Source organism: Salinibacterium sp. NG253, from assembly GCF_015864945.1.
Taxonomy (GTDB): domain Bacteria; phylum Actinomycetota; class Actinomycetes; order Actinomycetales; family Microbacteriaceae; genus Rhodoglobus.
In genome coordinates this window covers 1176002-1188436 of record NZ_JADYWF010000001.1, presented here as the reverse complement: position 1 = coordinate 1188436, position 12435 = coordinate 1176002, and the positions used below count along the sequence as shown (strand labels likewise).

The window sequence follows — 12435 nt, the reverse complement described above, 5'->3', positions numbered from 1 at the left end:
CTCGTGGTGCCGCGCGTTCGGCCGCTCGACACCGACGACGAGTTGGCTCAGGCGCTCGCGGCAGTGCGGGTCGAGCTGAAGCTACCCACCGAGTTCAGCGCTGAAGTCGAGGAAGCAGCCAACGCCGCAGTGGCCGCATTCGAGCCGCCGGAACTCGACCTCACAGCCATTCCTTTCGTGACAATTGACCCCGAGGGCGCGACCGATCTCGACCAGGCGCTCTACCTCGAACGCACCGGCGAAACACTGCGCGTGATGTACGCCATCGCAGAAGTGCCCGCCTTCGTGCTGCCCGGCTCAGCCGTGGATGCTGAAGCTCGCAAGCGTGGCCAAACCTTGTACGGTCCCGACGACCGGGTACCGCTGCATCCGACGATCATCAGTGAAGACGCCGCCTCGCTCCTCGCCGGTGCGACGCGACCTGCTTTTGTCTGGACCTTTGACTTGGATGCCGCGGGCGAGGTCATCACGACAACTCTCGTGCGCGCCCAAGTGCGTAACCGTCGCCAGTTCAACTATGTCGAAGTGCAAGAGCTGCTCGACAACGACCGCGCGGACGAATCCCTCTCGTTGCTGCCCGAGTTTGGGCGCCTGCGCACCGAGCTGGAACGCCAGCGCGGGGGAGCAAGCCTCAACCGGCCCGACGAAGAAGTGGCTGTCGTTGATGGCCAGTATGTGATCGAGCGTCGAGCGTCGCTACGCGTCGAGGACTACAACGCGCACGTCTCGCTCATGACCGGCATGGAAGCCGCTCGCATCATGCTCGAAGGCAAAGTCGGCATTCTGCGCACAATGCCCGCGCCCGATGATGAAACGCTCGAGCAGTTCCGCCGCCAAGTGGCGAGCCTCGGATGCCCGTGGCCCGAGAATCAGAACTATGGCGAGTACCTGCGCACCCTCGACCACTCCGACCCTCGCGCCCTCGCGGCGACCCACGCCGCCACCTCGTTGTTTCGTGGAGCGGGCTACACGCCCTTCGACGGCGAACTGCCCGAAGACACCATCCAAGCTGCCGTTGCAGCGCCTTACGCTCACGCCACTGCACCGCTGCGTCGACTCGTCGACCGCTTCGTACTTGTCGCGTGTGAAGCGATTGTCGCGGGGCGCGAAGTGCCGAAATGGGTGCGTGAAGCTCTTCCGCAACTACCCAAGATCATGGGCCGCACGAGTCAGCTCGCATCGCAGTTCGACCGCGCCTCGGTCGACGTGATCGAAGCGGCGCTGTTGCGGCCGCGAGTCGGCGACGAGTTCGAAGCAACAGTGGTTTCGGAGCGCGCCGAGGGTGGCGTCATCCAGATTGCTGAACCGGTGATCACGGCTCGCATCTCCGGCACGGTTTCGGCTGGCGACACGGTGCGCGTGCGACTCGTCTCTGCTGAGATTGCGACAGGAACGATCGCGTTCGAACTCGCTTAACTGTCGTCAGTCCCTTTAGAACTTGCCGGAGTTGACCCAGGTGCTCGGGTCGGTGATCACTTCGGAGACAACCCAGTGCTCAGCGATGAGGCCATTCTCGACGCGGTAGAGGTCGATCAGGGCGGTAGCAGTGCCCGCGATCTCGGCTTCGGCGAGCACCGCGACAAAGTTACCCGAGCCGATGACCTTGTGAATCTGCTTGTAGGCGAGTCCATTCACGGCGGCGTAGTTCACTAAGGCGTCGAGGCCGTCAGCAATGTGAGCGTCATGCTGAGCAAGGTCGGCGTGAACGAACGTGGAGGCGAGCGACGGGTCTGCGCCAACAAGAACCTTCGCGGCGAATTCGCTAACCAGCTGCTTGTTGACCTCGGTCTTATCGAGATCGGTGACCTCGGTCGGGCCATCGATGGGGGTGCGGCCGCTCACGCTCGTGGGCTCGACTTCAGCGATCATGTCCCAGTGCTCGATGAGCTTGGCATCGTCGTCGGTGTCGAAAATATCGGCGGTCACATAGGTGAATTCACCATTGTTGAGCGACTGGTGTGCCTGAACGAATACGAAGGATCCATCTTCAAAGCCGCGAACGATCTCGATGTCGCGGATGGGGTTGCGGGTCGTGAAGTCTTCGAAGAATTCGATGAAGCCATCTTTGCCATCTCGAACAGGCGTTGAATGTTGCGTGTACCGCTGGCCGACGTACTTGTTCACGGCGTCGACGTAGTTGCCGTCGCGGATGCCCTCGAGGTAGATGGCGGTGACGTTGTCGAGTCGTTGTCCCATGGGATGCTCCTAGAGGTCTGGTGAGGGGGTGCGATTGCGTGCTTCAAGCCTCTCGCGCAGCGAGAAGGGAGCACAGGTGCGACCGCGACCGCCTATGGTGCAAAGTGGACAAGGCTGCGCCGGAACTCGGCGGGGGAGGTGCCGACCACGCGCTCGAAGAACTTCGTGAAGTTGGTGGGCTCGCTGAATCCGAGCGCCGTCGAGATGGATGCCACGGTGCCGTCGGTGTGCGCCAGCAGTCGTTTCGCTTCGAGCATGAGCCGCTCATCCAGCAGCGCTTTGGCCGTAAGGCCGGTGACGGTTTGGCAGGCGCGGCTGACGGTGCGCTCGGAATAGCCAAGGCCCGTGACGTAGTCGCGAACATTGCGGCTGCGCGTGAGGTCGCGTTCGAGGACCGAGCGAAAGGCGAGGTAGGCGTGGGGGAGAGCGCCGCGGCCGGGCTCGCTACTCGCTCGCTGATAGAGAGCGACGAGTGCGGCGAACAGCGCGCTGAGCAGGGTAACGGAGTGTTCGTCGGCCGTGAATCGCTGCTGTTCCCGCTCGATGGCGGCAACGAGATCGAGCGCGGTGGTGAGCGAGTTCTCGCCGAGATCGGCGTGAGTTGGGTCGCCCGGAAGCCACGGCGCTGTTCTCGTGGCGGTGGGCGAGGCTACGACCACACTGGCGCTGAGATCGTTCTCGACGTGCCACTGCTGCACTTGCCCGGGTCGCACAAACAGCACGCGGCCGGGATGCAGGGCGACCGTCTGAAAGTCGACGGTGTGCGAGCCAGTACCGCTGCGGATGACAACCATGAGTTCGAAGGAGGGCCGCTGCGCGCGTTCAAAATAGGCCGGGCCCATTCGCTCCACGAGCGCCGCGTAGTCGAGCACCTCGACGGGAAGCGTCAGTCCGTGCTCGCTCGCGAAGTCGACCGGCAGCACGGTCTCGTCGCGTTCGTCGTCCATAGTGGTCACACGCTGATGCTAGCGCTGCAGCTTTCGAAAGGCAGCCAGATACCGGCGCTGCGCCGCGAAGCGCACCCAGCGGGGAAGGTGTGGGTACACCGCGCGCGTGACCCGCATGATCCGGTCGAAGCGTTTCTGGTTGTGGGGGAGCGCATAGGCCTCGCGCAACTCAGGGCTCAGCAATCCCGCGGTCAGCACTCGAACGAGCGGCATTGACGCCCGCAGCCACCACGGTCCGCCGGTCGGATGCAGCAGCTGCTGGGCAACTCGGTGGCTCGCGTCCGTGACGCGCAACGAAGCCACGCTCTCGTTCCAGTAGGCGGCGAACGCCGCGCGATCGGCCGGCCACAGCGCGCGCGGAACGCCCAGCGCGGTCGCGATCACGGCGTAGTCGGCGAGCAGGGTCTCGGCATCCACGTCGCGCAGCGGCCCGAATACGAGCTCGCGCACCCGCATGGCGGTGTCGTAGAGCGTGGCGGCGACCCATAACTGCAGCTGCGGGTCACGGGCGTCATAGCTGTCGGCCCGCACCGGTCGGTGAGCCGCGCCCACTCGCCGCGCGACCTCGGCAGCCTCAGCCGGCGTGCCATAAACCGTGACGTAGAGATACGTGAGGGTGCCGTTGAGGCGATCCAAGGGGCGCCGCGCAAAGTCACTGTGCTCAGCTACCGCCTGCCCCACAGCAGGGTGCGCGATTTGCAACAGGATGGCCGCCCCACCGCCGGCCAACAGAGCGACGTCGGCGGAGACATCCGCAATTCTGAGGGGGTCGGATGTGGGCACACGGCCAGTTTACGAGTGCTGAACCACAAGATTTGCTGATCTTTCGCCACATTCAGCCCGCTATCGGAAAACCCACAACGTTAGGCACGGTAAGGTTTTCTATTGGCGTGCGACTCATGGAGCCGACCAATTTGGCACCGATTCGCCGCCTTCCCCACTCACCATTACGCGCGGATTGGAATGAGCAGCGTGGATCTATATGAGTACCAAGCCAGAGACGTATTTGAGTCTTATGGCGTACCAGTACTTGCCGGCCTAATTGCCGACACCCCAGAAGAAGCCAAAGCAGCAGCCGAGAAAATCGGTGGAACTGTTGTTGTCAAGGCTCAAGTCAAGACCGGCGGTCGCGGCAAGGCGGGTGGTGTCAAGGTTGTTCATAACGCCGACGACGCTTTCGCCGCAGCCGAGCAGATCCTTGGTCTCGACATCAACGGCCACACGGTCAAGCGAGTAATGATTGCTGCCGGTGCTCGCATCGCGCAGGAGTTCTACTTCTCCGTGCTGCTCGACCGAGCAAACCGCTCCTACCTCTCGCTGTGCAGCGTTGAAGGTGGAGTGGAAATCGAGGTGCTTGCTGTTGAGCGCCCCGAGGCTCTCGCCAAGATCGAGGTTAACCCGCTCACGGGTATCGACCTCGCCAAGGCCACCGAAATCGCGACCGCTGCGGGATTCTCCGCAGAGCTCGTCGAAAAGGTTGCCCCTGTCTTCGTCAAGCTCTACGACGTCTACAAGGGCGAAGACGCCACTCTCGTTGAGGTCAACCCTCTCGTGATCACCGAAGACGGCGACATCGTTGCCCTCGACGGCAAGGTCTCGATCGACGAGAACGCAGACTTCCGTCACCCCTCGCACGCTGAGCTCGAAGATGCTGACGCTGCTGACCCCCTCGAGGCGAAGGCTAAGGCCAACGGCCTCAACTACGTCAAGCTCGATGGTGAAGTCGGTGTCATCGGTAACGGTGCAGGCCTCGTCATGTCGACGCTGGATGTTGTTGCCTACGCTGGCGAAAACCACGGCAACGTGAAGCCCGCCAACTTCCTCGACATCGGTGGCGGAGCCTCCGCTGAGGTCATGGCCGCCGGACTCGACGTTATTCTCAATGACCCTCAGGTCAAGAGCGTTTTCGTCAACGTCTTCGGTGGAATCACCGCGTGTGACGCTGTTGCTCACGGAATCGTGGGTGCGCTCGCCGCGCTCGGCGATGCCGCCAACAAGCCTCTCGTTGTCCGTCTCGACGGCAACAAGGTTGAGGAGGGTCGCGCGATTCTTGCTGAAGCGAACCACCCCCTCGTGACGCTAGCCGCCTCTATGGACGAGGGCGCCGACAAGGCCGCCGAACTCGCCAACGCTGCGAAGTAAGGAACCGAGCATGTCAATTTTCCTCAACAAGGATTCCAAGGTCATCGTTCAGGGCATCACCGGCGGTGAGGGCACCAAGCACACCGCTCTCATGCTCGCTGCGGGCACCCAGGTCGTTGGCGGCGTCAACGCACGCAAGGCTGGCACCACCGTGACTCACGGTGACGTTGAGCTTCCCGTGTTCGGCACTGTTGCTGAAGCAATGGAGAAGACGGGGGCGGATGTTTCGATCGCTTTTGTTCCTCCGGCCTTCACCAAGGATGCCGTTATCGAAGCTATCGACGCTGAGATGCCACTGCTCGTCATCATCACCGAGGGTGTTCCCGTCGGTGACTCGGCTGAGTTCTGGGCTTACGCCCAGGAGAAGGGCAACAAGACCCGCATCATTGGTCCGAACTGCCCCGGCATCATCACGCCCGGTGAAGCACTCGTCGGCATCACGCCTGCGAACATCACCGGCAAGGGCCCGATCGGTCTCGTCTCCAAGTCGGGAACGCTCACGTACCAGATGATGTACGAACTCCGTGACCTCGGATTCTCGACCGCAATCGGTATCGGTGGCGACCCCATCATCGGCACGACGCACATCGACGCTCTTGAAGCGTTCGAAGCTGACCCCGAGACCAAGGCAATCGTGATGATCGGTGAGATTGGTGGAGACGCTGAAGAGCGTGCCGCTGACTACATCAAGGCTCACGTCACGAAGCCGGTTGTCGGCTACGTTGCTGGCTTCACGGCACCCGAGGGTAAGACCATGGGTCACGCCGGTGCGATCGTTTCTGGTTCAGCCGGAACTGCTCAGGCCAAGAAGGAAGCTCTTGAAGCTGCCGGTGTGAAGGTCGGCAAGACGCCGTCTGAAGCAGCCAAGCTCATGCGCGAAATTCTCGAAACTCTGTAGCAAACGCTTTTCGCTACTCCAAGCGCCGCTCGCCTTCGTGACGAGCGGCGCTTGTCGTTTAACGGGGAGATTTCTGTGGTCGCAATGTCACAGTGGCGGCTCAGATGGACATGACTAGGTATGAAGGAACACAGAGCCGTGTTACTCGCGAAGCTCGTGCCTCACGGGCTTGAGCCGCTGCGGTGCATCGACGGCTTCGGGAAACTCGCACGTGAAGCGGCCCGAATAACCGAAGAGGAACCCCCAGAAGCGGTTGCGAACCTCGAGGGCAATCACGAACTCGTTGGTCTCATCGTCGAAGGATTCGGTGAGGTGAGCGCGGCCGCTAAAGAGCATGGGAAAGCGGAACGCGAGAGGGCCCTCATAGAAGCGTTGGGCATCCGACCTCAACTGCAATGAACCATCCGTGGTGACCGCAAGATCGAGATCGACGGCCAAGTGTTGATGTGTGCCCAAATAGTCGACGATGCGATCGCCAGCGGCGTTGAGCACCATTGTCGCGTCGAAGCGGGTGGGCTTGCGGCGCACAGTGTATTCACGCACAAACGTCACCGTCTCGCGACCGAAGGGGTCGCGGTAGGGGTAGTTCTCGATGCGAAAGGGAACACTGTCGCCGATATCTGGAGTCAGGATGTTGCGAAACCACCCGATCCACAGGAACGGCACCGTCCACCAGGGGCCGCGTCGGATGCTCGACATCATGCCCGTGCCCACAACCGCGTAGCCCGCCTCGAGTCCCACGCCGAAGCGCTTCTGCAGCATCGGATGCAGGCGAGCGAAATCGTCGCCGAGCACGGTGGCGAACATCGAGGTCACGGTGCCTCCAGGGCGGACAGGGTGGCGGGAGCGTCATCCATCGCCCGCCCGCGACGCGGGGTGCGCCGACAGCGGCCAGCGCGCGGTCGGCCGGATTTCCAGAAGGCCAGCGGTGAGTGCGGTTCGATGTCGCTTTCGGCCCACAAGCGCAGGCTGTCGAAGCTCCAGGCGGTGAGCCATCCCACCACGGGGCGGATGAGGATGCGGTCGAGAAAGCTGCCCCACGCCGGTTCGTAGTCATAGCCGGTGATGAAGCGGGTACCGCCAGGGATGGGCACGTAGCGCCAGTAACCGCGCCCGTCGCCCAGAGGCGAGAGCGGATCGCTCGTGGTGAACCTTAGAGCTGAAGTGCGGGTGCCGTCGGGCCGGGCCAACTCGCCTCGAGTGGTGCCCGTTCCCACAATCGTATGGAAGGGCATCCGACGCTCGTATTGAAAACGGTAACCGTCGCCATCGAGTGCTTCTGCGGGAGTGATGCGGCTGAAGCGCAGGTCCCACCGTGTGTGAGAAATGGTGTCTTGCGTGAGGTGCCAGACAGTGTCGAGATCGGCGCTGATGTCGATCTCGACGTAGATCGGTGAACCCTTCATGCTTCCCAGTATGGGGTGAGTGGAGCGCTTTTCGTTCGAACGAAGTGCGCGTTCTGCGCGCTCGCCGCGGATGAACAGTGCCGGAGAATTTGGGCCGAGTTCGGCGTTCCTCAAAGAACGGACGATATATCACGTTCGGGTAACAATGACCCTAAGATCACCCCCTGTTAAGGGGTAGACCGTGCATATAGTTACCTTGGCGTGCGCCCGACCGCTAGTTGAAAAGCAATTCAATCCAGCAAGTCCGATTCAGCACAGAATAGGAACATTCGTGAGCATTCGAAGAGTCATATCGGTAGTGGCGGCGACAACTCTTGTCGCCACTTCCCTGGTTACGGGCGCCGTACTCGGCGCCACAGCTGCACCAGCATCCATTGGTGGCGGCGGCCAAACTGAATTCACCCCCGGGCGTTACATCGTCACGATGGTGGACCAGGCTGCAGCAACCTACGACGGTGGTGTGCGCGGTTTTGACGCAACAACCCCACCCGAAGGCGAGCAACTCGACACTCGCCGCCAAGTAGTGCAGGACTACACCGAATATTTGGAAGAGAAGCAAGACGATGTCGCGGCATCCGTCGGTGCTGATATTGACTATTCGTACACTCTCGCGACCAACGGTTTCGCGGCAGATCTGACCGCGGCTCAAGCGGTTGAACTATCGGCAAACAAACTTGTTGCCTCGATCGTTCCCGACGAGCTGAAGAAGATCACGGCAGCGCAGCGGTCAACAGAGTTCCTTGGCCTCGAAGGCGAAGACGGACTCTGGGCATCCATCGGCGGTGCTGAAACCGCGGGTGAAGGAATCGTGGTCGGCGTGCTCGACACCGGCTTTGCCCCCGAAAACCCGGCCTTTGCGGGTGACGCTCTTGGCAGCACCCCGGGAGCCGCGCCCTACGTGGACGGTGATTCTGTCGTCTACGAAAAAGCCGACGGCCAAACCTTCACCGGTGTCTGCACCGAAGGCGAGCAGTTCACTGCCGACGACTGCACCACCAAGGTGATCAGCGCCCGTTATTTTGTCGATGGCTTCGGTGCCAGCAACCTTGGTGACGCGAGCGTCGGCGAGTACGTCTCGCCACGTGACGGCGACGGCCACGGATCGCACACCGCGAGCACGGCAGCCGGAAACTACGAAATCGACGCCAACGTCGGCGGAAATGCCCTCGGCTACTTCTCCGGTGTGGCCCCCGCAGCCAAGATCGCTGCCTACAAGGTGTGCTGGAGTGGACCAGACCCCGTCGATACGACGGACGACGGTTGTGCATCCACTGACCTTCTCGCCGCGATCGACCAGGCCGTCGCTGACGGTGTTGACGTGATCAACTACTCGATCGGTGGGGGCGCTGCTTCCAGCACCGTTTCGCCGACCGACCAGGCCTTCCTGGGTGCCGCTGCTGCCGGCGTTTTCGTCGCAGCCTCGGCAGGAAACTCCGGCCCGGATGCGTCAACTCTCGACAACGCTGCACCGTGGATCACCACGGTTGCCGCCAGCACCATTCCGAACTACGAAGCCACCGTCACTCTCGGTGACGGCCAAGAGTTCGCCGGTGCATCGATCACGGTCGACCTCGACCCTGCTGCAGAACCGCTGACGGGTGAGCTCGTCTACGCGGCGGATGTCACACTCGAGGGCGCCGTTGACCCCGACCTGTGCCTCGCTGACACTCTCGACCCGGCTCTCGTTGACGGCAAGATCGTGGTCTGTGACCGCGGAGTTATCGCTCGCGTAGACAAGTCGGCCGAGGTTGCGCGCGCTGGCGGTATCGGTGCGGTTCTTGTGAACGTGACGCCGAGCTCGACCGACCTCGACACCCACGTGATTCCGACCATCCACTTGGATGCTCAGTACCGCGATGCTGTCCTTGCGTATGCAGCGACCGAAGGCGCGACCGCGACCTTCACGCCCGGCAACGAAACCGCGTACCAGCCGCCGACACCTCAGGTCGCTGGCTTCTCCTCGCGTGGTCCCGTTGAAGCTGACGGCAGCGACATCATCAAGCCCGACATTTCGGCACCCGGCGTGGGAATCCTCGCCGCTAGCGCCAATGCTGAAGGAGCCGAGCCGACGTTCGCGCTTCTCTCGGGCACCTCGATGTCGTCACCGCACGTTGCCGGTCTCGCCGCGCTCTACCTCGGCGAACGCCCCAACGCGACTCCCGCCGAGATCAAGTCGGCATTCATGACAACCGCCTACGACACCGTGGATGGCGACGGAAACCCCGTCACCGACCCCTTCACGCAGGGTGCAGGCCACATCGATCCGACCAAGTTCTTCGAGCCTGGCCTGCTCTACCTGAACGGCATCGGCGACTGGCTGTCCTACATTGAGGGCGCTGGCTACGACGTGCTCGACCCCGCGGTCGAAGCAATCGATCCCAGCAATCTCAATCTGGCATCCATCGGCATCGGTTCGCTGACGGCAGCCGAGACGATCACTCGCACCGTGACCTCCACTCAGGCGGGCACGTTCGAGGCATCCATCTCGGTTCCTGGAATCGACGCCACGGTGTCGCCCTCGACGCTGACCTTTGGTGCTGCAGGCGAGACACAGAGCTACGAAGTGACGATTAGCCGAACGGATGCTCCGCTCGACCAGTTCACCACCGGTGCTCTCACCTGGACCAGTGGCGACACCGTCGTGCACAGCCCCATCGCCGTGCGCCCCGTCACCATCCTGGCGCCGGATACGGCCAGCGGAACCGGAACCTACGGCGCCGTCGACGTGACTGTCACGCCCGGCGGAAACGGCGACATCCCGCTGACCTCTACCGGCCTCACCGCTGGAGTCTTCTACGAAGACCCCACTGGCACAGAAACCGAGCACTCGGGTTCTGGTGTGAGCGGAGACGAGTTTGAGTACGCAGCAACCGTGCCCGAGGGCACAACGTATGCGCGCTTCGATCTCGACTCGATCGACGACACCGCTGACCTCGATCTGATCGTGTACCTGCTCGATGGCAGTGGCACTCCGATCGCTGGGTGGCAGTCAGCCACGGGAGCCGCTGACGAACGCGTGAACCTGGCTGATCCCACACCGGGTGACTACCTCGTCATCGCTTCGGTGTACGCCGCGAACCCGTCTACCGCGTTCGATGTGCGCACCTTCGCCGTCGTTCCTGGTGCGGGAGAGCCCCTCGGTTTGGACCCCGAAGTGCTCCCCGGCGTGCAGGGTGAAGCCGTGAGCTACACCGCATCGTGGGAGGGCCTCGCCCCGTTCACGAACTACCTCGGGCTCGTCAGCTATGGCGACACGGGAGCGACAACCGCGATTGAAGTTGTGACGCAGGAAGATGTTGTGCCGGGCACGCCCGTGAACACCGTTCTGCCGACCATTTCGGGCAAGCCGCTCGTGGGCAGCAAGCTCACCGCCAACCCCGGCGAGTGGGATGTTGACGGGCTGAAGTTCAGCTACCAGTGGCAGGCGAACGGCGAGAACATCGCCGGCGCCGACAAGCGCAAGTACACGGTCACGAAGGCTGATGAGGGCAAGGCCATCACGGTCGTCGTCACCACCAGCAAGAAGGACCTGCCAAGTGCAAGCGCCACCTCCGAGGCTGTGACGATCAACTACAGCTCGAGTGTGAGCCTGTCGGTGAGCAAGCACGTTGCCTTCTCGTGGAACACCGTGAGTGCCACCATCCGAGTCGCTACCGGTGAGGATGCCGCAGCGACCGGAACCGTGAAGGTGACGGTCGACGGCAAGAAGGTCGACACCATCACGCTGGACGAAGCCGACAACGGAAAGGTGACGGTGAAGCTGCCGAAGCTCGACCGTGGCCTGCACCAGGTGAAGGCAGAGTTCACTCCGGCCGGTGACAACGTGACCGGCTCAAGCAGTCGCAACGACTGGGTGTGGATCGTCTTCTAGGCGACACCTGCTCAGTAGCTAACACTCAACAACGGCTGGTCGCCTCCCCACGGGCGGCCAGCCGTTGTTGCGTGTTGCCGCGCTCGCAGTGTGAGGCGTGTTGCCGCGCTGGGTGTTAGTCGTCGGTAGCGCGGCGCACAACGGGCGGCGGCCACGCGGTGTAGCCGAGTTCGCGCGAGATGTTGCGGGCGGTTTCGCGCAACACATTCAATACGTTGTCTTCGGGCGGCCACTCGCTGGAGTGCAACACGACGGCCACGGCGGCGATGACATTGCCGTTGCGATCGGCGATAGGGGCCGCAATCGAGGATTCGCCGAGAACGGCCTCGTCTTGCTCCGTGGCGATGCCGCGCTCGGCAATCTGCGCAAACTGCAGAATAAGTTTCGAGGGATCGGTGATGGTGTCACCGGTGAGGCTGCGGAGCGGTTTCTCAAAAAGCTGGTCGGCGGCATCCGCGTTGTAGGTCAGCAGGATTTTGCCCATGGCGGAGGCGTGCACGGGAATGGAGAGGCCTGTCTCGGGCATTTGTTCGGTGCCATCTGGCCGGTTGTTGTGATGGATGACGATGACTTCGTCGAAAAGTTCGGAGCCGAGGCGAACGGCGAGCCCGGTGCGTCGGGAAAGTTCTTGCGTCCAGCGCATAGCGCGAGCGCGAACATCGAGGGTGTCGAGATAGACGTTGGAGAGTTTCAGCAGGGCCGGGCCGAGCATGTAGCGGTTGCCGTTGGGTTCTTTGGCGACGAGTCCGTGCACTTGAAGGGACTTGACGATGCCATGCACGGTGGACGGCGGAAGCGAGAGTAAGCCGGCGAGCTCGGTGATGCCGAGATGGCGTGCACCTTGGAGCGACGAGAGCACTTGTGCTGCTCGATCAATGGATTGGATCAACGCTGTTCCCCGTCATTTAGCCGGTATTCATTATCTCTGCACCACCGGTCTACTTTCGGACCGGTTGGGCTTGACAAGATGTAACT

General features: G+C 62.3%; 10 protein-coding genes. 4 read left to right on the top strand and 6 right to left on the bottom strand.

Going from position 1 to position 12435, the window contains the following annotated elements; genetic code table 11:
- Positions 1-3 precede the first annotated feature (3 nt).
- Positions 4-1416 (top strand): RNB domain-containing ribonuclease, encoded by a 1413-nt coding sequence (locus I6E52_RS05760; protein ID WP_197156960.1) that lies wholly within the window; start codon positions 4-6, stop codon positions 1414-1416.
- Positions 1417-1431: 15 nt separating this feature from the next.
- Here the strand turns inward: I6E52_RS05760 and I6E52_RS05755 are convergent, their stop codons facing one another.
- The 3 genes from I6E52_RS05755 to I6E52_RS05745 all read right to left on the bottom strand — a co-directional run bounded on the left by I6E52_RS05755 (position 1432) and on the right by I6E52_RS05745 (position 3926).
- Entirely contained in the window at positions 1432-2196 is a 765-nt protein-coding gene (locus I6E52_RS05755; RefSeq protein WP_197155463.1) for a hypothetical protein, read from the bottom strand.
- A gap of 92 nt (positions 2197-2288) precedes the next feature.
- On the bottom strand, positions 2289-3143 hold the full coding sequence (locus I6E52_RS05750; protein WP_231601962.1) for an AraC family transcriptional regulator: 855 nt from the start codon (positions 3141-3143) through the stop codon (positions 2289-2291).
- Between the two features lie 18 nt (positions 3144-3161).
- Positions 3162-3926 carry an oxygenase MpaB family protein gene (locus I6E52_RS05745; protein ID WP_197155461.1) on the bottom strand — a complete coding sequence of 255 codons (765 nt, stop codon included), beginning with the start codon at positions 3924-3926 and terminating at the stop codon, positions 3162-3164.
- Between the two features lie 189 nt (positions 3927-4115).
- Between I6E52_RS05745 and sucC the strand changes: the two genes are divergently transcribed.
- Entirely contained in the window at positions 4116-5285 is a 1170-nt protein-coding gene (sucC, locus tag I6E52_RS05740) for an ADP-forming succinate--CoA ligase subunit beta (protein WP_197155460.1), read from the top strand.
- A gap of 10 nt (positions 5286-5295) precedes the next feature.
- Positions 5296-6183, top strand: coding sequence for a succinate--CoA ligase subunit alpha (sucD, locus tag I6E52_RS05735; protein ID WP_197106391.1), 888 nt, complete (start codon positions 5296-5298; stop codon positions 6181-6183).
- Positions 6184-6324: 141 nt separating this feature from the next.
- Here sucD and I6E52_RS05730 read toward each other — a convergent pair whose 3' ends face one another.
- Entirely contained in the window at positions 6325-6990 is a 666-nt protein-coding gene (locus I6E52_RS05730; RefSeq protein WP_231601960.1) for a DUF4166 domain-containing protein, read from the bottom strand.
- A 5-nt stretch (positions 6991-6995) separates the two neighbouring features.
- Positions 6996-7589 (bottom strand): SRPBCC family protein, encoded by a 594-nt coding sequence (locus I6E52_RS05725; RefSeq protein ID WP_197155456.1) that lies wholly within the window; start codon positions 7587-7589, stop codon positions 6996-6998.
- Positions 7590-7860: 271 nt separating this feature from the next.
- Here I6E52_RS05725 and I6E52_RS05720 point away from each other — a divergent pair, with 271 nt between their 5' ends.
- Entirely contained in the window at positions 7861-11460 is a 3600-nt protein-coding gene (locus I6E52_RS05720; protein WP_197155454.1) for a S8 family serine peptidase, read from the top strand.
- Positions 11461-11575: 115 nt separating this feature from the next.
- On the opposite strand, the gene I6E52_RS05715 is transcribed toward I6E52_RS05720, so the two are convergent.
- Positions 11576-12349: an IclR family transcriptional regulator gene (locus I6E52_RS05715; RefSeq protein ID WP_197155452.1), complete on the bottom strand. Its 774-nt coding sequence runs from the start codon at positions 12347-12349 to the stop codon at positions 11576-11578.
- Positions 12350-12435 lie beyond the last annotated feature (86 nt).